Origin of the sequence: Sphingomonas sp. 1F27F7B (assembly GCF_005503355.1) — a bacterium.
GTDB lineage: Bacteria > Pseudomonadota > Alphaproteobacteria > Sphingomonadales > Sphingomonadaceae > Sphingomonas.
This window is the reverse complement of the sequence record NZ_SCMK01000006.1, coordinates 130,957-146,655: the sequence shown is the minus strand read 5'-3', so window position 1 is coordinate 146,655 and position 15,699 is coordinate 130,957. Positions and strand designations below refer to the sequence as shown.

29 protein-coding genes are annotated in these 15,699 nt (G+C 66.0%); 4 read left to right on the top strand and 25 right to left on the bottom strand.

The window, feature by feature from the left end; translation table 11 throughout:
• Window positions 1-73 precede the first annotated feature (73 nt).
• From FFS08_RS07870 to panB, 3 genes are all read right to left on the bottom strand, one after another.
• Window positions 74-1,396: an outer membrane protein assembly factor BamB family protein gene (locus FFS08_RS07870; protein WP_137861475.1), complete on the bottom strand. Its 1,323-nt coding sequence runs from the start codon at window positions 1,394-1,396 to the stop codon at window positions 74-76.
• Window positions 1,393-2,103, bottom strand: coding sequence for a tetratricopeptide repeat protein (locus tag FFS08_RS07865; protein WP_137861474.1), 711 nt, complete (start codon window positions 2,101-2,103; stop codon window positions 1,393-1,395). The genes FFS08_RS07870 and FFS08_RS07865 overlap by 4 nt, the downstream gene beginning before the upstream one ends.
• Before the next feature lie 76 nt (window positions 2,104-2,179).
• The gene (gene panB, locus FFS08_RS07860; RefSeq protein WP_137861473.1) at window positions 2,180-3,037 is read right to left on the bottom strand and encodes a 3-methyl-2-oxobutanoate hydroxymethyltransferase; all 858 of its coding nucleotides are present in this window, start codon (window positions 3,035-3,037) and stop codon (window positions 2,180-2,182) included.
• A gap of 124 nt (window positions 3,038-3,161) precedes the next feature.
• Between panB and FFS08_RS07855 the strand changes: the two genes are divergently transcribed.
• Both FFS08_RS07855 and FFS08_RS07850 read left to right on the top strand, forming a co-directional pair.
• Window positions 3,162-3,578 carry a hypothetical protein gene (locus FFS08_RS07855; protein WP_137861472.1) on the top strand — a complete coding sequence of 139 codons (417 nt, stop codon included), beginning with the start codon at window positions 3,162-3,164 and terminating at the stop codon, window positions 3,576-3,578.
• A 3-nt stretch (window positions 3,579-3,581) separates the two neighbouring features.
• Window positions 3,582-3,794 (top strand): helix-turn-helix transcriptional regulator, encoded by a 213-nt coding sequence (locus tag FFS08_RS07850; protein ID WP_137861471.1) that lies wholly within the window; start codon window positions 3,582-3,584, stop codon window positions 3,792-3,794.
• Between the two features lie 48 nt (window positions 3,795-3,842).
• Here FFS08_RS07850 and FFS08_RS07845 read toward each other — a convergent pair whose 3' ends face one another.
• A complete protein-coding gene (locus tag FFS08_RS07845) occupies window positions 3,843-4,190 on the bottom strand; it encodes an ArsC family reductase (RefSeq protein WP_137861581.1) in 348 nt (115 codons plus the stop codon).
• 209 nt (window positions 4,191-4,399) lie between these two features.
• On the opposite strand from FFS08_RS07845, the gene FFS08_RS07840 reads away from it, so the two are divergent.
• On the top strand, window positions 4,400-4,810 hold the full coding sequence (locus FFS08_RS07840) for a DUF1801 domain-containing protein (RefSeq protein ID WP_249340974.1): 411 nt from the start codon (window positions 4,400-4,402) through the stop codon (window positions 4,808-4,810).
• Here the strand turns inward: FFS08_RS07840 and FFS08_RS07835 are convergent.
• From FFS08_RS07835 to FFS08_RS07810, 6 genes are all read right to left on the bottom strand, one after another.
• Window positions 4,807-5,220, bottom strand: coding sequence for a GNAT family acetyltransferase (locus FFS08_RS07835; protein WP_137861470.1), 414 nt, complete (start codon window positions 5,218-5,220; stop codon window positions 4,807-4,809). The two genes, FFS08_RS07840 and FFS08_RS07835, sit on opposite strands and share 4 nt — an antisense overlap.
• Entirely contained in the window at window positions 5,217-5,453 is a 237-nt protein-coding gene (locus FFS08_RS07830) for a CBU_0592 family membrane protein (RefSeq protein WP_331483810.1), read from the bottom strand. Before FFS08_RS07830 ends, FFS08_RS07835 begins: the two co-directional genes overlap by 4 nt.
• A 14-nt stretch (window positions 5,454-5,467) precedes the next feature.
• The gene (locus FFS08_RS07825; RefSeq protein ID WP_137861468.1) at window positions 5,468-6,088 is read right to left on the bottom strand and encodes a hypothetical protein; all 621 of its coding nucleotides are present in this window, start codon (window positions 6,086-6,088) and stop codon (window positions 5,468-5,470) included.
• Between the two features lie 61 nt (window positions 6,089-6,149).
• Window positions 6,150-6,722, bottom strand: a complete 573-nt coding sequence (locus FFS08_RS07820; protein ID WP_137861467.1) for a DNA-3-methyladenine glycosylase I — start codon at window positions 6,720-6,722, stop codon at window positions 6,150-6,152.
• Window positions 6,719-7,906 carry a winged helix-turn-helix domain-containing protein gene (locus tag FFS08_RS07815; RefSeq protein ID WP_171012521.1) on the bottom strand — a complete coding sequence of 396 codons (1,188 nt, stop codon included), beginning with the start codon at window positions 7,904-7,906 and terminating at the stop codon, window positions 6,719-6,721. Before FFS08_RS07815 ends, FFS08_RS07820 begins: the two co-directional genes overlap by 4 nt.
• Window positions 7,903-8,496, bottom strand: coding sequence for a TetR/AcrR family transcriptional regulator (locus tag FFS08_RS07810; RefSeq protein WP_212741968.1), 594 nt, complete (start codon window positions 8,494-8,496; stop codon window positions 7,903-7,905). Before FFS08_RS07810 ends, FFS08_RS07815 begins: the two co-directional genes overlap by 4 nt.
• Window positions 8,497-8,656: 160 nt before the next feature.
• Here FFS08_RS07810 and FFS08_RS07805 point away from each other — a divergent pair, with 160 nt between their 5' ends.
• Window positions 8,657-9,139 (top strand): anthrone oxygenase family protein, encoded by a 483-nt coding sequence (locus FFS08_RS07805; protein WP_137861464.1) that lies wholly within the window; start codon window positions 8,657-8,659, stop codon window positions 9,137-9,139.
• 379 nt (window positions 9,140-9,518) lie between these two features.
• On the opposite strand, the gene rpmD is transcribed toward FFS08_RS07805, so the two are convergent.
• The 15 genes from rpmD to rpsS all read right to left on the bottom strand — a co-directional run bounded on the left by rpmD (window position 9,519) and on the right by rpsS (window position 15,699).
• Entirely contained in the window at window positions 9,519-9,698 is a 180-nt protein-coding gene (gene rpmD / locus FFS08_RS07800; RefSeq protein ID WP_086128658.1) for a 50S ribosomal protein L30, read from the bottom strand.
• Between the two features lie 6 nt (window positions 9,699-9,704).
• On the bottom strand, window positions 9,705-10,433 hold the full coding sequence (gene rpsE / locus FFS08_RS07795; protein ID WP_137861463.1) for a 30S ribosomal protein S5: 729 nt from the start codon (window positions 10,431-10,433) through the stop codon (window positions 9,705-9,707).
• 2 nt (window positions 10,434-10,435) lie between these two features.
• The gene (gene rplR, locus FFS08_RS07790; protein WP_171012531.1) at window positions 10,436-10,795 is read right to left on the bottom strand and encodes a 50S ribosomal protein L18; all 360 of its coding nucleotides are present in this window, start codon (window positions 10,793-10,795) and stop codon (window positions 10,436-10,438) included.
• Window positions 10,795-11,328: a 50S ribosomal protein L6 gene (gene rplF, locus FFS08_RS07785; RefSeq protein WP_137861461.1), complete on the bottom strand. Its 534-nt coding sequence runs from the start codon at window positions 11,326-11,328 to the stop codon at window positions 10,795-10,797. Before rplF ends, rplR begins: the two co-directional genes overlap by 1 nt.
• Window positions 11,328-11,723: a 30S ribosomal protein S8 gene (gene rpsH, locus FFS08_RS07780; protein ID WP_086128654.1), complete on the bottom strand. Its 396-nt coding sequence runs from the start codon at window positions 11,721-11,723 to the stop codon at window positions 11,328-11,330. The genes rplF and rpsH overlap by 1 nt, the downstream gene beginning before the upstream one ends.
• Window positions 11,724-11,734: 11 nt before the next feature.
• Window positions 11,735-12,040, bottom strand: a complete 306-nt coding sequence (rpsN, locus tag FFS08_RS07775) for a 30S ribosomal protein S14 (protein ID WP_137861460.1) — start codon at window positions 12,038-12,040, stop codon at window positions 11,735-11,737.
• Window positions 12,041-12,059: 19 nt separating this feature from the next.
• Entirely contained in the window at window positions 12,060-12,641 is a 582-nt protein-coding gene (gene rplE / locus FFS08_RS07770) for a 50S ribosomal protein L5 (RefSeq protein ID WP_086128652.1), read from the bottom strand.
• Complete coding sequence (gene rplX / locus FFS08_RS07765; protein WP_137861459.1) at window positions 12,634-12,951, bottom strand: 50S ribosomal protein L24; 318 nt, start codon at window positions 12,949-12,951, stop codon at window positions 12,634-12,636. Before rplX ends, rplE begins: the two co-directional genes overlap by 8 nt.
• Window positions 12,951-13,319, bottom strand: coding sequence for a 50S ribosomal protein L14 (rplN, locus tag FFS08_RS07760; RefSeq protein ID WP_086128650.1), 369 nt, complete (start codon window positions 13,317-13,319; stop codon window positions 12,951-12,953). The genes rplX and rplN overlap by 1 nt, the downstream gene beginning before the upstream one ends.
• Before the next feature lie 63 nt (window positions 13,320-13,382).
• A complete protein-coding gene (rpsQ, locus tag FFS08_RS07755; RefSeq protein ID WP_137861458.1) occupies window positions 13,383-13,655 on the bottom strand; it encodes a 30S ribosomal protein S17 in 273 nt (90 codons plus the stop codon).
• Window positions 13,656-13,667: 12 nt separating this feature from the next.
• Window positions 13,668-13,883 carry a 50S ribosomal protein L29 gene (gene rpmC, locus FFS08_RS07750; protein WP_116838635.1) on the bottom strand — a complete coding sequence of 72 codons (216 nt, stop codon included), beginning with the start codon at window positions 13,881-13,883 and terminating at the stop codon, window positions 13,668-13,670.
• A gap of 5 nt (window positions 13,884-13,888) precedes the next feature.
• The gene (gene rplP / locus FFS08_RS07745) at window positions 13,889-14,320 is read right to left on the bottom strand and encodes a 50S ribosomal protein L16 (RefSeq protein ID WP_086128647.1); all 432 of its coding nucleotides are present in this window, start codon (window positions 14,318-14,320) and stop codon (window positions 13,889-13,891) included.
• Between the two features lie 16 nt (window positions 14,321-14,336).
• Window positions 14,337-15,044, bottom strand: coding sequence for a 30S ribosomal protein S3 (rpsC, locus tag FFS08_RS07740; RefSeq protein WP_086128646.1), 708 nt, complete (start codon window positions 15,042-15,044; stop codon window positions 14,337-14,339).
• Window positions 15,044-15,421 carry a 50S ribosomal protein L22 gene (gene rplV, locus FFS08_RS07735; protein WP_086128645.1) on the bottom strand — a complete coding sequence of 126 codons (378 nt, stop codon included), beginning with the start codon at window positions 15,419-15,421 and terminating at the stop codon, window positions 15,044-15,046. Before rplV ends, rpsC begins: the two co-directional genes overlap by 1 nt.
• A complete protein-coding gene (gene rpsS / locus FFS08_RS07730; RefSeq protein WP_086128644.1) occupies window positions 15,421-15,699 on the bottom strand; it encodes a 30S ribosomal protein S19 in 279 nt (92 codons plus the stop codon). The genes rplV and rpsS overlap by 1 nt, the downstream gene beginning before the upstream one ends.

The following is a 15,699-nucleotide window of genomic DNA, read 5'->3' as shown; positions in this document are numbered from 1 at the left end:
ACGGCATGGCGCCCCAAAAAGCAACGGGCGAGGCCTTTCGGCCCCGCCCGCCTGCCATGGCCGGGACACTAAATCAGCGGAACGCAGTGAGGCGCCCGCGGTCGTCCAGAATGTAGAGCATGTTGTTTGCCACTACCGGCTGGAGCGAGATCGGATATTTCAGCTCGATCGTCGAGCTCACGCTGCCGTCAGCCGGCGATACGAAGGCCAGCTCGCCCCGGGTATTGCCCAGGATCAGCTTGCCGCCGGCAAGGACGGGGCCGACCCAGCCCCAGGGGTCCTTGGGCTTCTTGTCGTTCTTGTAGCGCTTGAGCTGCGAGATCCAGCGCACCTTGCCGCTGGTACGCGAAAGACACAGCAGCCGGGCGTCGTCGGTCACCACGAACAGCCATTCCCCCGCCACCCAGGGCGTGGAGATGCCGGCGATGTTCTGTTCCCACATGCGGTTGCCGGTGGCGATGTCCATCGCGACCATGCGGCCGCCCTGTCCCACGGCATAGACGCGGCCCTGGTCGATCACCGGTTCGGCATCGATGTCCGACAGCGAGGAGACCGAAGTGGTCATGCTGCTGCGCGAGAGCACGTCGCTCCACAGCGAGCGGCCATTCTCGTAGCGATAGGCATTGAGCTCGCCCGACGAGAAGCCGGCAATCACCGTGCCCTGCGCCGAAGCCGGCGCCGCCACGCCGAACACGCCCTGCGATTCGAGGCTGGCCGACGCGGTCCAGCTGACATCGCCATTTTCCTGGCTCATCACGAAGAGCTGGTTGTCCTGCGTGACGACATAGGCATTGCCGTTGGCGAGCGACGGCGCGCCGCGCAGCGGGCCACCGGGGCGCTTGCGCCACACTTCGGTGCCGTCGGCGACCTTCAGCGCCACGACATCGCCAAGACCGTTGGTAGCGAAGACATGCTCGCCCGAGACGCTGACGCCGCCGCCGAAGCGCGCGGTCTTGTTGCTATCAGCCTTGACGGTGGCGGCGCGCCAGAGCTCGGCACCGGTGTCGGCGGCGAGCGCATGGACCTGGCCGTCAGTGTCCATCACGAACAGCTTGCCACCCGCGATCACCGGCGAAGCGGCGAGACGCTCCTTCTTGGAGGTCTTGGCGATCTCCTTGCTCCAGACCTGCGAGGGCGTGGCGGACAAGGCGAGATGGCCCATCGCCTTGGCGGCATTGCCGCCCGGCTGGTTCCAGTCCGCGTTCACTGCCGCCTCCGGCACGAGCACGTCGACATTCGCCAGCGACTTGTCGCTGGTGATGTCGTTCTCGGACATCAGGATGGGAACGCGCTCGCCGAGCACGGGCGTCTTCTTGCCCTGCCCCTTGATCACCCCGCAGCCGCTAGCCAGCGCGAGTGCCGCAAGGGCCCCAGCCACCCTCAGCTTATTGTTCATTTAGCCTGCTTTTCCTTAGACTGATCGAGGACGTCGATCCCCAATACGCTCGCCAGCTGAACCGCGCGTTGCCGCGTCGTATCCGGCACATTGTCGCCGCCCTGGGCGATCTGCTGCAGGAGCTTGCCCGCCTCGGCGCGCTTGCCGAGCTTGATCTGCGCGGCCGCCACCATCTCGCCGGCACTGCCGAACCAGGCCGAATCCGGCCTGGCGAGCCCCTGAAGGCGCGAGACCACCACTTCCGGCTTCAGCGTGTCATATTCCACCGACGTCTGGCGGAGCAGCGCATAGTCGCGATAGGGCTTGGCATAGGCAGTGTTGCCGGCAACCCCGGCGAACTTGGCGGCGGCGCCCTTCGCATCCTTCTTCTGCACCAGCAGATTGCCCTCGATGATCGCGGACATTGCGGCGAAGCCATTGGTGCCGCCGGCGGCGAGCTTGGCGAGCACCGGGTTCGCCTTGTCGAACTGGTTCTGCTCGATGTCGCGCAGGGCCGCGTCATATTGCTCGCCCTTCTGGCCCGCGGCGGAAACGCTCTGATGCTGCCAGAACAGGAAACCGGCAAGGGCAATGAACCCGGCCACGACGGCACCGACGATCAGGCGCCCATATTTCTGCCAGATGCCGAGCATCTGCGAACGGCGATATTCCTCGTCGACTTCGCGCAGGAAGGCTTCGTCTGTGGTGCCGGAGGGGGGAAGCGCCAAAATCTACTCCATGCGTCTCTAGCGGGCGCGAACCTGATCGTGCCGCGCGGGAATCAACAGAGCGCTCGGTAGCCCGTCAATCCCGCGGCGCATAGACCTGATCGGGCCCCGGGAAGGCCCGCGACCGAACATCGGCGGCATAGGTTTCAACCGCGGCGGAAATACGGCCGGCGAGATCGTCATATTTCTTCACGAACCGGGCAGTGCGCTCGAACATGCCGAGCATGTCGTCGATCACCAGCACCTGGCCGTCGCACTCGGCCGATGCGCCGATGCCGATCACCGGGCACGAGACCGCCGCGGTGATCTCCCTGGCCAGCGTCTCGACCACGCCTTCCACCACCATGCCGAACGCCCCGGCGGCAGCGATCGCCCGCGCATCGTCGAGGATCTGGGCATGTTCCGCGTTGCTCCGGCCCCGCGCGCCATAGCCGCCGAGCGCGTTGACCGCCTGCGGCGTGAGGCCGACATGCCCGATCACCGGAATGCCGCGCCGAGTGAGGAATTCGACGGTGGGCGCCAGCGTCTCGCCGCCCTCCATCTTCACACCGGCGGCGCCCGTTTCCGCCAGCACGCGCGCCGCCGAGGCGAAGGCCTGTTCGGGGCCCTGCTCATAGCTGCCAAAGGGCATGTCGACGACCACCAGCGAATGCCAGCTGCCCCGCACCACCGCGGCGCCGTGCGCGATCATCATCTCCAGCGTCACCGGCAGCGTGGAGGGCAGGCCGTAGATCACCTGGGCCAGGCTGTCCCCCACCAGCAGCACGTCGCAATGCGGATCGAGCAGCTGCGCCATCCGCGTCGTATAGGCTGTGAGCATCACGATCGGATCCTTGCCCTTGCGATCGCGAATCGAGGGGACCGTGAGCCGCTTCATCGGAGCGGGGGTCGGGTTTGCACGGCTCGTGGCCGTATCCATGGTGACGTGCGACATGCTCGGCTCTCTAGCGTCTCCGCCCACCGCCCGCCAGCACCGAGCAGCACGCCAGTTCGAATGACTTGACTCTATGTTCAGTATACTTAACATTGAGTCGTATATTTCGAACTCGAGGTGAATCATGTCATTCAAGGAGAAGATCGCCTGGATCTCGGTGATCACCACTGCGCTGGTGTGGGGCGGCTATTTCGGCTTCATGCTCGCGACCGGCGGGAAGCTGTACGGCCCAGCCTATCTCGCCGGCTTCATCGGCGCAGTGATCGTCCAGACGATCCTGATGATCGCCGCAGCGATCGTCACTGCAGTGCTCGCGCCGGCCGATGCCAGCGCCGGCAGCGACGAGCGCGACCGCGACATCGCCCGGCGTGCCTATGCCTTCGCCTATCCGGTGCTGCTGGCGCTGGTCGTCTGCGTTGCGGCGAGCGTCCATTTCGGCGTTCACGCCGTCGGCATGGCCTATGGCATCATGGGCGCGATCGTGATCGCGGAGATCGTCCACTATGCCGCGCAGATCGCCGGCTACCGCAGGGGGCATTGAGCCATGGTCCGGGGACGCGTCGTCAACCAGGTGCGCACCTTGCGCTTCCTCGCCGGCGAAATGACCCAGGCCGAGCTGGGCGAGAAGATCGGCCTCACGCGCCAGACCATCGCCGCGATCGAGCAAGGAAAATACTCGCCGTCGCTCGAAGCCGCGTTCCGGATCGCCCAGGTGTTCGACAAGCCGCTCGAGGAAGTATTCAGCTGGGAGGCATGAACCAGCCCGGAGATCCGGGCGCTCGAGAAGTTCCGCGCGGACTTGCGATCAGAGCAGCGTCCGCGCGTAATGCTCAGGCTTGAAGCCGACCAGGATGCCGCCGGGATATTCGAGCACCGGGCGCTTGATCATCGACGGCTGGGCCAGCATCAGCGCCGCCGCCTTGCCGGCATCGATGCCCTCGCGATCGGCATCGGGCAGCTTGCGGAAGGTGGTGCCGGCCCGGTTCAGCAGCACTTCCCAGCCGACAATCCCGCTCCAGCGCGCGAGACGCGCCGCGTCGATCCCCGCCGCCTTGTAGTCATGAAAGGCATAGGCGATGCCGTGCTCGTCCAGCCAGGCGCGCGCCTTCTTGATCGTGTCGCAATTCTTGATGCCGTACATGGTGACCGTCACGTCGCGTCCTCGCCTGCTCATGGCCTCCGATGCGCGATAGCGTGCTCCGCGGCGAAAGCCAGCCGGCTTTCGATCGGGCGGGACATGCCCTAGGCTGTCGCCGAACGGTATCGGGATGATGCGATGATGTATCGGTTCGAAAGGCCGGCACCGGCGGCGGCGGCTCTCTCTTCGCCACAGGCCCGGAACTCGGCCGGTGGGTGCGCCAGGTGAGCGCGCCCAAGCTCCTGTCGGGCGGCAATCCCCAGATTCCCAAGGCCGACGGCGACGCGCCGGTGCAGGCCTATATCGCCGCGATGCCCGATTGGAAGCAGCGCATCGGCCGCACGGTCGACGATCTGGTGGCAGGCGCCGTCCCCGGCGCGCGCAAGGCAGTGAAGTGGAACACGCCCTTTTACGGCGCGCCCGACCGGGAGGGCTGGTTCCTCGCCTTCCACTGCTTCGACCGATATGTGAAGCTCACTTTCTTCCGCGGCACGTCGCTCGATCCGGTCCCGCCCGGCACCTCGAAGCAGGCGGAGGTGCGCTACCTCGACATCCGCGAAGATGACAGGATCGACGCCGTGCAGCTGGCGGCGTGGTTCCGGCAGGCCAGCGCCTTGCCCGGCGAGAAGCTCTAGTCGTTCAGGAAACGCCCGAGCGTGACGACGCCCTGCCGCTCCAGGCCGAGCGCCTCGTAGAAGCCGAGCGCTTCTCCATTGCCCTCGCGCACCATGAGCTGGATCTTCGGGCAGCCCCGTGCGCGCAACCACGCCTCCGCCGCGGCCATCAGCGCTCGACCAAGCCCGGTATGACGGGCGACGGGTGCCACCGCGAGATAATAGACCCATCCGCGATGGCCGTCGTCGCCCAGCATCACGCTGCCCGTCATCCCGCCGCCCTCGCCTTCCGCCACCAGGATGGTCGAGGCTTCCGCGGCGAGGGCACGGGCGAAATCCCGCTCGGGATCGTTCCACGGGCGCGTGAGGCCGCAATCGCCCCAGAGCGCGATGACGGACCCCGCGTCCTCGGCACGCGCCTGCCGGATCATGCCGGCCGCCGGGCGATGCGCCACAGCGTGGCCGCGCCGATCAGCAGCCACACCATGTTCAGCGTGGCGGAGGGGATTGCGCCGTTCCAGCCGCTGTTGATCACGAAGCAGCCGGCGCCGACCACGTTCATCCACTGATAGGCACGCGACTGGCCGGTCAATTTGCCGGACGAGAGCAGAAGATAGGCAAGGAGGATCAGCCCCGCTCCGGCCCAGCCCGCGATCTCGATCAACAGCCTCCCGGCGCTCATCGCGCGATACAGGTGACGCCGGCCCAGAGATTGGTCACCTTGCCGTCGGGTGCAGGCGAGCTGAGCAGGCCGGAAAGTTCGCCCATCATGAATTCGTTGCCGATCGTCGTCTCGCCGACATCCACCGTGCCCGCCGCCTCCAGCGCCTTGCGGCTGGTGCCGATGCCGATGCCGTTGCCCGTGGTGAACCTGGGTGATTCGCGCCCGTCCAGGTCCCAGCCGGCGAACTTGCCGTCCTGGAAATAGAGCGAGAGCCCGTCCCGGAAAGTGGCATGCGCGAGCGGACCGGCGCCGCAATCCTGGCTGTTCGCTTCCTCAATCGGGCTGCCGAGCGCGGCCGCGAGCATCCGCACCGCATCGGCCCTGGCGATGCCGAAGGTCACATGACGGGAAGCGCCGTTGGGCAATACCAGAGTCAGTTCGTCCGGCGCCAGATTGACTGCGACGCCCGGCGCCTCTTCGCTTGCGTTCGGCGCATCGGCGGTGCCCGCGGGTGGCACGATGATCTCGGTCTCATTGGCCGCGGCGTTGCTCTCCACCGGCTTCTTCGGCGCGGGCGAGCAGGCGGCGAGCAGGCCCAGCGCCACGAGCGCGCACGGCAACAGCTTGATCGTCATCGTCCATTCCCCCGCCGGTTCACGGCCATTTTCTCACTATCCCGCAGCGCCCGCAACGATTTCAGGCGAGCGCGGCCACGGGCGCGCGGCGAAAGCAATGCCGTTGATGATCGTTCACCAGCCCCACCGCCTGCATCCAGGCATGGACGATCGTCGGCCCGACGAACTTGAAGCCGCGGCGCTTCAGCTCCTTCGAGATCGCTTCGGAGAGCGGCGTGGTGGCGACAAAGCCGTTCCCCGCGCTCAGGATCGGCTTGCCCCCAGTGAAGCGCCAGCAGAAGGCGGCGAAATCCTCGCCTCGCGCTGCCATGTCGCACCAGATCTGCGCGCCCCTGATCGTCGCCTCGATCTTGGCCCGCGCGCGAACGATGCCGGGATTTGCCATCAGCCGCTCGACATCATCGGGCCCGAAGGCGGCGACCTTCACCGGATCGAAACCGGCGAACGCCTCGCGAAAGGCCTCGCGCTTGCGCAATATGACGATCCAGGCAAGCCCCGCCTGAAAGCCCTCGAGCATCAGCGCTTCCCACAATGCGCGCGAATCGCGGATCGGCACGCCCCATTCGGCATCATGGTAAGAGCGGTTGAGCGGATCGCTCACCGCCCAGGCGCAACGTGGCAGATCGTCGGTCATCGGCTTCCCCTAACCGTCTCGCCGATACGCACTTCGCTTAGCCCGAGCCAGTCCGCCATGCGGGCAAGCTCGATCGCCAGCCGCTCCTCGGTGTCGCGCGGGGCGCCCGGCTCCAGCGTCACCCGATGGGCGAGCAGCCGGCCGGCCTGGCGATCGGCCTTGAGATCGACGCGCGCGGTGAGCGCCTCGTCCATCAGAAAGGGCAGCACGAAATAGCCATGCGTCCGCTTGTCGGCAGGCACGTAGATTTCGATCCGATAATGGAAGTCGAACAGCCGCTCGGTGCGGCCGCGCTCCCAGATCAGCGGATCGAACGGCGCGAGCAGCGCCGCGCCGCGCACGCGGCGCGGCAGCCGCGCATCACGGTGCAGCCACGCCCTCTGCCCCCAGCCCTTCACCTGGACGGGGATCAGCACCCCCTCTTCCTCCAGCTCGGCGAAGGCGCCCTTCGCCTCTTCGGGCTTGAGCCGGAAATAGTCGCGCAAGTCAGTTGCGGTCGCCACGCCGAGCGCGCGGGCACTGCGCTCGATCAGCGCACGTTGCGCAGTCGCCGCATCCGGCGTCGGCAGGCCATAGACCGCCGGCGGGATCACGCGCTCGCTCAAATCATAGATCCGCTCGAAGCTGCCCCGCCGGGTGGCGGTGGTGATCCGGCCCGACCAGAACAGCCATTCGAGCGCGAGCTTGGTCTCGCTCCATTCCCACCATCCGCTCTTCGAGCTGCCATTCTCGAAGTCGGAAGCGGCAAGCGGCCCTTCGCCGGCGATGCGGGCGAGCACTGCCTGGGCCTCGGCATTGCGCTCCCGGGCGAACAGCCGGAGCTGCCGCCAGCCGATCTCGCCGCGCTCGGCCCGCGCCATCCGCCAGCGGAAGTGCGGATGGAGGTCCACCGGCAGCAGCGACGCCTCGTGCGCCCAATATTCGAACAGCCTGCGCCCGCGCCTCGGCCCCCAGGCATCGCGCTCGAGCAGCGCGCGGTCATAGCCCCCCAGCCGCGAAAAGGCGGGCAGATAGTGCATCCGGGCCAGCACGTTGACGCTGTCGATCTGATGAAGCCCAAGCCGATCCACGGTGCGGCGCAGATGCGCCGACCCGACGCTGGCCGGGCGAGGCCGGCCGAAGCCCTGTGCCGCGAGGAAGATGCGGCGGGCCTGGGCCAGCGAAAGCGTCTCGCTCGCGCTCATTGCGCCTCGAGCGCCGCGAGATCGGCCGGCAGCCATTGCTTGAACAGGGCGAGCACGCGCTTTGCCTCGGCGGGCGGCAGGGTTATCGCGTGGCGCACCGCCGCGGCGATCAGCGTCATCGTCAGCTGGGCATGGCAGGCGATCGCCGCCGGGCTCGCGCCGCCCGCGATCGGCCGCACCGTCTCTCCGAGCAGGCCCGCGAGAAAGGCGCCATCCTCCTCGTCGAGCTTCTGCAGCGCGCGGTCGGCCTGGGTGGCCTGCCAGATGTCGCGCATCACCGGCTCGTCCAGGAACATCCGATAATAGCTGTCGACGATCCGGCTCAGCGCCGGGCGCAGATCCGCCACCGTCTTCACCGTGGCGAGATCGCGCTCCACACAGGCGCGGCCCATGGCGTTATAGCGCTCGGCCAGCGTGCCGATGATCGCCGCCTTGTCCGGGAAATATTGATAGAGCGAGCCAAAGGGTATCCCGGTGCGCTCGACGATGTCGCTCATGCGGAAAGCCTCGCCCCCCTTTTCCGCCATCACCGCCGCCGCGCATTGCAGGATGCGCTCGAACCGCTCGCGGCTGCGCTTCTGCACGGGCACCATCCGCTCCCGTGCATCGGACGCTTCCGCCCCTTGCGCCTTCCCTGCCGGCCTTCGCCCCATTCCGATTCCCATCGCATCGCTTGACGATCCGAATACGAGAGACTATCGGGTTTTGCAAATACGATATATTCTCGTATTTTGAGCGAAAGGTCTGACCATGCGAACCTTCCTCGTCCCTGGACTGCTTTGGTTCTCGGCGATCGGCTGCGGCCTGATGGCTGGGCTCTATTATGCCTTTTCGACGTTCATCATGACTGCGCTCGGCCGGATCGCCCCGGCATCGGGCATGGCGGCGATGAACGCGATCAATGTCGACATATTGCGCTCGTCCTTCCTGCCGCTGTTCCTTGCCACCACCGTCGCGGCCGGGCTGCTCGCGGCAGCTGGCGCACTGCGCTGGGGCGAGCCGGGCTCGCTTGCGATGCTCGCTGGCGGCACCCTGTATCTGCTCGGCATGTTCGGCGTGACGATGCTGTTCAACGTGCCGCTCAACGATGCGCTGACCGCAGCTGGCGACGGCGGCGGCTCGGCGGAGATATGGGCGCGCTACGTCAGGGAGTGGACGATGTGGAACCATGTCCGCACGCTGAGCTCCACTGCGGCGCTCGCGCTGTTCGTCGTGGCGCTGGTGCAGCGCTAGGTTGAGAACTCCTATTCTTCCATCCTCACCCCGGCCTCGAGCCGGGGTCCCGCTGCCTTGCCGGCAGAAGAAGAAGCAGGATCCCGGCACAAGGCCGGGATGACGGAGGGAAATCAGATACTCGTTTGAGTTCTCAACCTAACGCCTGAGGCGGAACGCAGGCAGGTATCCCCTTCAAACAACCATCCCTGTTTCGTCATCCCCGCGCAGGCGGGGATCCAGGGTTTCTCCACCGCATCGCCCGCGACTCTGGATCCCCGCCTGCGCGGGGATGACGGCTATCGAACCGTCCTTGCCTTGAGAGGACAAGCTCCAATGACGAAAAGGGGCGGTAGTTACCTACCGCCCCTTTCCTTTGTCGCTGATGGCGAACGAAGGCTTAGCCCTCGAGCACCTTCACCATGTGCGGCAGCTTGCGGATCATGCCCCGGACTTCGGGAGTATCCTCGAGCTCCGAAACCTTGTGCATCTTGTTGAGGCCAAGGCCGATCAGCGTCGCGCGCTGATCCTTGGTGCGGCGGATCGGCGAGCCGATCTGCTGGATCTTGATCTTCGCCATGGTCGCTTACTCCGTGACGGCCGCTGCGTCCGCCTCGGCGGTCTGCGAACCACCGCGGCCGAGCAGGTCGGCGATCTTCTTGCCGCGACGCTGCGCAACGCTCTTCGGCGAGGTCTGCTCGCCAAGCGCTTCGAAGGTGGCGCGGATCATGTTGTAGGGGTTCGAAGTGCCGACCGACTTGGTCACCACGTCCGCCACGCCCAGGCTCTCGAAGACGGCGCGCATCGGGCCGCCCGCGATGATGCCGGTACCCTGCGGGGCCGAGCGCACATAGACGCGGCCGGCGCCGAAGTGACCCGCACCGTCATGGTGCAGCGTGCGGCCTTCCTTGAGCGGAACGCGCAGCATCTTCTTCTTGGCCGAGGCAGTCGCCTTCGAAATGGCTTCCGGCACCTCGCGGGCCTTGCCATGGCCGAAGCCGACACGGCCCTTGCCGTCGCCCACGACGACCAGCGCAGCGAAGCCGAAGCGCTTGCCGCCCTTCACGGTCTTCGAGACGCGGTTGATGTGAACCAGCTTCTCGATCAGCTCCTCGCCGCCGTCTTCCTGGTTGCCGCGACGATCGTCGCGACGGCCACGGTTGCCGTCACGGCCGCCACGGCCGCGATCGCCGCCGCCGCCCGGACCACCACGGCCACGGCCACGGCCGCGACCCTGCTGCTCCTGGGGAGCCGCACCGGCGTCCTGGGCCTCGAAGCCCGCGCCTTCCGGCGCCTGGTTGTTTTCGTCAGCCATTCTCAGAACTCCAGCCCGCTCTCACGAGCGGCATCGGCCAGCGCCTTGACGCGGCCATGATAGAGGAAGCCACCGCGGTCGAACACGACCTGGGTGATGCCGGCGGCCTTGGCGGCCTCGGCAACGCGCTTGCCGACTTCCTGCGCAGCCTCGATGGTCGCGCCGGTCTTGCCGCGCACGTCCTTGTCGAGGGTGGAAGCCGCGGCAACGGTCTTGCCCTGCGTATCGTCGATCACCTGGGCATAGATGTGCTTGCCCGAGCGATGGACCGAAAGACGCGGACGACCGCCGGCACGCGCGCGCAGCGCAGTGCGGTTGCGGCGACGACGCTTCTCGAAAAGCGAGAGACCCTTGGTGCTGATCACTTCTTCTTCCCTTCCTTACGGAAGATGAACTCGCCGTCGTACTTGATGCCCTTGCCCTTGTACGGCTCGGGCTTGCGCCAGCGGCGAATCTCGGCCGCAATCTGGCCGACCTTCTGCTTGTCGATGCCCGAGATCTCGACCGTGGTCTGATCCGGGGTCTTGATCTCGATGCCTTCCGGCACGTCGATGTCGACGTCGTGCGAATAGCCGAGCTGAAGCTTGAGCTTCTTGCCCTGCGCGTTCGCGCGGTAGCCGACGCCGGTGATCAGCAGCTTCTTCGAGAAGCCGGTGGTCACGCCGGTGACGAGGTTCTGCACCAGGGTGCGCTGCATGCCCCAAAAGGCGCGGGCGCGCTTGGTCTCGTTCGCCGGCTGCACCGAGATGCCGCCCTCGACCAGCTCGTAGCTGATCAGATCGGCCTTCGGCATGGTCAGGGTACCCTTGGGCCCCTTCACCGAAATCTCGGCACCTTCGATCGTGGCGGTCACGCCTGCGGGGATCGCGACCGGCTTCTTACCGATGCGGCTCATCAGAACACCTCCGCCAGCACTTCGCCGCCGACATTCTGCTCGCGCGCTTCCGCGTCCGAGAGAACGCCGCGAGGCGTCGAGACGATCGTGATGCCCAGGCCGTTGCGCACGCGGGGAAGCTCCTGGCTGCCCGAGTAGACGCGGCGGCCCGGCTTCGAGATGCGCGCGACGTGCTTGATCGCCGGCTGGCCCTCGAAATACTTCAGCTCGATGCGGATGCCGGCCGCGGGGCCCATCTGCTCTTCGCTGTAGCCACGGATATAACCCTCGCGCTGGAGAACGTCGAGGACGCGCGCACGCAGCTTGCTCGCCGGCGTCAGGACGGAGTCCTTGCGGGCGCGCTGGCCGTTGCGGATGCGGGTGAGCATATCACCCAGGGGATCGGTCACTGCCATCTTCGTGATCCTTACCAGCTCGACTTCGTGACGCCGGGGATGAGGCCCTTGTTGGCCAGATCGCGCAGCATGACACGAGCGAGACGGAACTTGCGGTAGTAACCGCGCGGACGACCGGTGAGCTCGCACCGGTTGCGAATGCGGGTCGGGTTGCCGTTGCGCGGCAGCTCGGCCATCTTGAGACGCGCGATGAGACGCTCGGTCTCATCGAGGCTCTCGTCATTCGCGATCGCCTTCAGCTTCGCATACTTGCCGGCGTACTTCTTCACCAGCAGCTTGCGACGCTCGTTCTTGTTCACGGAACTCAGTTTCGCCATGACTTAAGTTCTCTTTCCTTTACGCGGCCTTGGCTTCGCCGTCCGCATCCTGCGGGAACGGGAAACCGAAGAGACGGAGAAGCTCGCGAGCCTCGTCGTCGGTCTTCGCGGTGGTGGTCACGATCACGTCCATGCCGCGGATCTTGTCGACCTTATCGTAGCTGATTTCCGGGAAGATCAGCTGCTCCTTGAGACCGCAGGCATAGTTGCCACGGCCATCGAACGACTTCGGGTTCAGGCCACGGAAGTCGCGAACGCGCGGCAGCGCGATCGTGATGAAGCGGTCGAGGAACTCGTACATGCGCTCGCGGCGAAGGGTGACCTTCGCGCCGATCGGCATGCCTTCGCGCAGCTTGAACTGCGCGATCGACTTCTTCGCCTTGGTCACGACAGGCTTCTGGCCGGCGATGAGTTCCATCTCCGACGCGGCCTGCTCGACCTTCTTCTTGTCCTGCGTGGCTTCGCCGACGCCCATGTTGAGCACGATCTTCTCGATCTTCGGCACTTCCATGACGTTCTTGTAACCGAACTTCTCGGTCATCGCCTTGGCGATCTGCTCGTCATAGAGCTTGCGCATGCGCGGCGTGTAGGAATCAGCCATTGATGACCTCCCCGGTCTTGACGGCGATGCGGACCTTCTTGCCGTCACGCTCCTCGAAGCGGACGCGCGTCGGCTTGCCGTCCTTGGTCACGTGCGCGACCTTCGACACCGCCATCGGCGCTTCCGAACGCTCCAGGCCACCCTGCGGGTTGGTCTGGCTCGGCTTGCGGTGGCGCACGGCGACGTTGACGCCCGAGACGACGACCTTGCCGTCCTTGGGCAGCGACTTGACGACTTCACCGGTCCGGCCCTTGTCCTTGCCGGACAGGACGATGACCTGGTCGCCCTTCTTGATCTTGGCAGCAGCCATCACAGCACCTCGGGGGCGAGCGAAATGATCTTCATGAAGCCCTTCGAGCGCAGCTCGCGGACCACCGGGCCAAAGATACGGGTGCCGATCGGCTCCTCGTTCTTGTTGACCAGGACGGCAGCGTTGCCGTCGAAGCGAATGACCGAGCCATCGGCGCGGCGGACGTCCTTGGCGGTGCGGACGATGACGGCGCGGTGCACGTCACCCTTCTTCACCTTGCCGCGGGGAGCAGCTTCCTTGATGCTGACGACGATGACGTCGCCCACGGAGGCGAAGCGACGCTTCGATCCGCCCAGCACCTTGATGCACTGCACCCGCTTCGCGCCGCTGTTGTCTGCGACGTCGAGATTGGACTGCATCTGGATCATCGATCCGGTTCCTTCTCGTTCGGCCTACCGGGACGGATCGCCCGGCGGTTCCAGTTAAAAAGATTAGGCGGCGGTGTCCGACTTGGCCGGAGTCGCGTGGGTGTTCACCCGCTCGATCACCTTCCAGGTCTTGAGCTTCGAGATCGGCGCAGTCTCTTCGATGCGCACGGTCTCGCCGGCCTTGTACTCATTGCCCTCGTCATGGGCATGATACTTCTTCGAGCGACGGATGATCTTGCCGTAGAGCGGGTGCTTCACCTTACGCTCCACGAGCACGACGACCGTCTTGTCGCCCTTGTCGGAAACCACGTTCCCGGTCAGCACGCGCTTCGGCATGGTCTTACGTCCTTACTTCGCAGCCGAGCGCGAGCGCTCGTTCTGCAGCGTCTTGATACGGGCAATGTCCTTGCGGACCTGCGTCACGCGCGTCGGCTTCTCAAGCTGGCTGGTCGCCGCCTGGAAGCGCAGGTTGAACGCCTCGCGCTTCAGGTTGCCCAGCTCCTCGGCGAGCTGATCGTCGTTCTTCGTGCGAAGGTCTTCGCGACGGTTCTTGAGGATGCTCATCTTACTCAACCCTCCAGGTGCGAGGTATCGCCGAGGCGAGCCACGACCTTGACCTTGATCGGCAGCTTCATCGCCGCGCGCTCGAACGCTTCCGCCGCGAGCGGGCCGGGCACGCCGTCCAGCTCGAACAGGATGCGGCCCGGCTTGACGCGGGCGACCCAGAATTCCGGCGAGCCCTTGCCCGAGCCCATGCGGACTTCGGCGGGCTTCGACGAAACCGGCACGTCGGGGAAGATGCGGATCCAGAGACGGCCCTGGCGCTTGATGTGACGCGTGATCGCGCGGCGAGCCGCTTCGATCTGGCGGGCGGTGATCCGCTCCGGCTCCATCGCCTTCAGGCCATACGACCCGAAGTTCAGCGCCGTGCCACCCTTGGCGTCGCCATGGATGCGGCCCTTGAAGGCCTTGCGGAACTTGGTGCGCTTCGGTTGCAACATGGTTCTGTCCTAACCCTTAGCGGCGGTCTTCGCGCGCCGGGCGAACGCCCGTCGTCTGCGATTCCAGGTTGAGGCGATCGGTCGCCATCGGATCGTGGCCGAGGATCTCACCCTTGAAGATCCACACCTTGACGCCGCAGACGCCATAGGCGGTGTGCGCTTCGGCAGTGGCGTGATCGATGTTCGCGCGCAGCGTGTGCAGCGGAACGCGACCCTCGCGATACCATTCCGAACGGGCGATCTCGGCGCCGCCGAGACGGCCGCCGCAGTTGATCCGGATGCCCTCGGCGCCGAGACGCATCGCCGACTGCACCGCGCGCTTCATGGCGCGGCGGAAGGCGATACGGCGCTCGAGCTGATCGGCAATGCCCTGGGCGACGAGCTTGGCGTCGACTTCCGGCTTGCGGATCTCGACGATGTTCAGGCTCACGTCGCTCGAGGTCATCGCGCTCAGCGTCTTGCGCAGCTTCTCGATGTCCGAGCCCTTCTTGCCGATGATCACACCGGGACGGGCAGCATAGATCGACACGCGGCACAGCTTGGCCGGGCGCTCGATCACCACCTTCGAGATCGCGGCCTGGGGCAGCGTCTCGAGGATGTACTTGCGGATCTTGAGGTCCTCCATGAGGAGCCGGCCATAGTCGGCGCCCTCGGCGAACCAGCGGCTGTCCCAGGTGCGGTTGACCTGGAGGCGAAGGCCGATCGGGTTGCTCTTGTGACCCATTATGCTTCTTCCTGCTCGCGGACGACGATGCGAAGACGGCTGAACGGCTTCAGGATGCGGGTGGACTTGCCACGGCCGCGGGTCGCGAAGCGCTTCATCGTGATCGACTTGCCGACCGAAGCCTCGGCGACGACGAGCGCGTCGACGTCGAGGTTGTGGTTGTTTTCCGCATTGGCGATCGCCGAGGCGAGAACCTTGCGCGCGTCCACGGCCATGGCCTTGGTCGAGAACTGAAGGATGTTCAGCGCATCGCCGGCCTTCTTGCCGCGGATCAGGCCCGCGACGAGGTTCAGCTTCTGGGCCGAGCCGCGGATCTGCGTGGCGACGGCAAGGGCTTCCTTGTCGCCGACCTTACGGGGGGCTGCAGGCTTGCTCATTAGCGCTTACCCTTCTTGTCGGCGGCGTGGCCCGGGAAGAACCGGGTCGGCGCGAACTCGCCGAGCTTCATGCCGACCATGTCCTCGTTGACCGAGACCGGCACGAACTTGCGGCCATTGTAGACGCTGAACGTCAGGCCGACGAAGTCCGGCAGGATCGTCGAGCGGCGCGACCAGGTCTTGATCGGACCGGCGCGGGTGCCCTGCTCCTGCGCGGTCTGCGCCTTCTTGAGCAGGTGGAGGTCCACGAACGGACCCTTCCAAACGGAGCGAGCCAT

Bases quoted from the DNA above. Each gene is read 5' to 3' on its own strand.
- FFS08_RS07870 (WP_137861475.1), bottom strand. From the start codon at position 1,396: ATGAACAATAAGCTGAGGGTGGCTGGGGCCCTTGCGGCACTCGCGCTG.
- panB (WP_137861473.1), bottom strand. From the start codon at position 3,037: ATGTCGCACGTCACCATGGATACGGCCACGAGCCGTGCAAACCCGACC.
- FFS08_RS07855 (WP_137861472.1), top strand. From the start codon at position 3,162: ATGTCATTCAAGGAGAAGATCGCCTGGATCTCGGTGATCACCACTGCG.
- FFS08_RS07850 (WP_137861471.1), top strand. From the start codon at position 3,582: ATGGTCCGGGGACGCGTCGTCAACCAGGTGCGCACCTTGCGCTTCCTC.
- FFS08_RS07835 (WP_137861470.1), bottom strand. From the start codon at position 5,220: ATGATCCGGCAGGCGCGTGCCGAGGACGCGGGGTCCGTCATCGCGCTC.
- FFS08_RS07825 (WP_137861468.1), bottom strand. From the start codon at position 6,088: ATGACGATCAAGCTGTTGCCGTGCGCGCTCGTGGCGCTGGGCCTGCTC.
- FFS08_RS07820 (WP_137861467.1), bottom strand. From the start codon at position 6,722: ATGACCGACGATCTGCCACGTTGCGCCTGGGCGGTGAGCGATCCGCTC.
- FFS08_RS07815 (WP_171012521.1), bottom strand. From the start codon at position 7,906: ATGAGCGCGAGCGAGACGCTTTCGCTGGCCCAGGCCCGCCGCATCTTC.
- FFS08_RS07805 (WP_137861464.1), top strand. From the start codon at position 8,657: ATGCGAACCTTCCTCGTCCCTGGACTGCTTTGGTTCTCGGCGATCGGC.
- rpmD (WP_086128658.1), bottom strand. From the start codon at position 9,698: ATGGCGAAGATCAAGATCCAGCAGATCGGCTCGCCGATCCGCCGCACC.
- rpsE (WP_137861463.1), bottom strand. From the start codon at position 10,433: ATGGCTGACGAAAACAACCAGGCGCCGGAAGGCGCGGGCTTCGAGGCC.
- rplF (WP_137861461.1), bottom strand. From the start codon at position 11,328: ATGAGCCGCATCGGTAAGAAGCCGGTCGCGATCCCCGCAGGCGTGACC.
- rpsH (WP_086128654.1), bottom strand. From the start codon at position 11,723: ATGGCAGTGACCGATCCCCTGGGTGATATGCTCACCCGCATCCGCAAC.
- rpsN (WP_137861460.1), bottom strand. From the start codon at position 12,040: ATGGCGAAACTGAGTTCCGTGAACAAGAACGAGCGTCGCAAGCTGCTG.
- rplE (WP_086128652.1), bottom strand. From the start codon at position 12,641: ATGGCTGATTCCTACACGCCGCGCATGCGCAAGCTCTATGACGAGCAG.
- rplX (WP_137861459.1), bottom strand. From the start codon at position 12,951: ATGGCTGCTGCCAAGATCAAGAAGGGCGACCAGGTCATCGTCCTGTCC.
- rplN (WP_086128650.1), bottom strand. From the start codon at position 13,319: ATGATCCAGATGCAGTCCAATCTCGACGTCGCAGACAACAGCGGCGCG.
- rpsQ (WP_137861458.1), bottom strand. From the start codon at position 13,655: ATGCCGAAGCGCGTGCTGACCGGGAACGTGGTTTCCGACAAGGGCGAC.
- rpmC (WP_116838635.1), bottom strand. From the start codon at position 13,883: ATGAGCATCCTCAAGAACCGTCGCGAAGACCTTCGCACGAAGAACGAC.
- rplP (WP_086128647.1), bottom strand. From the start codon at position 14,320: ATGTTGCAACCGAAGCGCACCAAGTTCCGCAAGGCCTTCAAGGGCCGC.
- rpsC (WP_086128646.1), bottom strand. From the start codon at position 15,044: ATGGGTCACAAGAGCAACCCGATCGGCCTTCGCCTCCAGGTCAACCGC.
- rplV (WP_086128645.1), bottom strand. From the start codon at position 15,421: ATGAGCAAGCCTGCAGCCCCCCGTAAGGTCGGCGACAAGGAAGCCCTT.
- rpsS (WP_086128644.1), bottom strand. From the start codon at position 15,699: ATGGCTCGCTCCGTTTGGAAGGGTCCGTTCGTGGACCTCCACCTGCTC.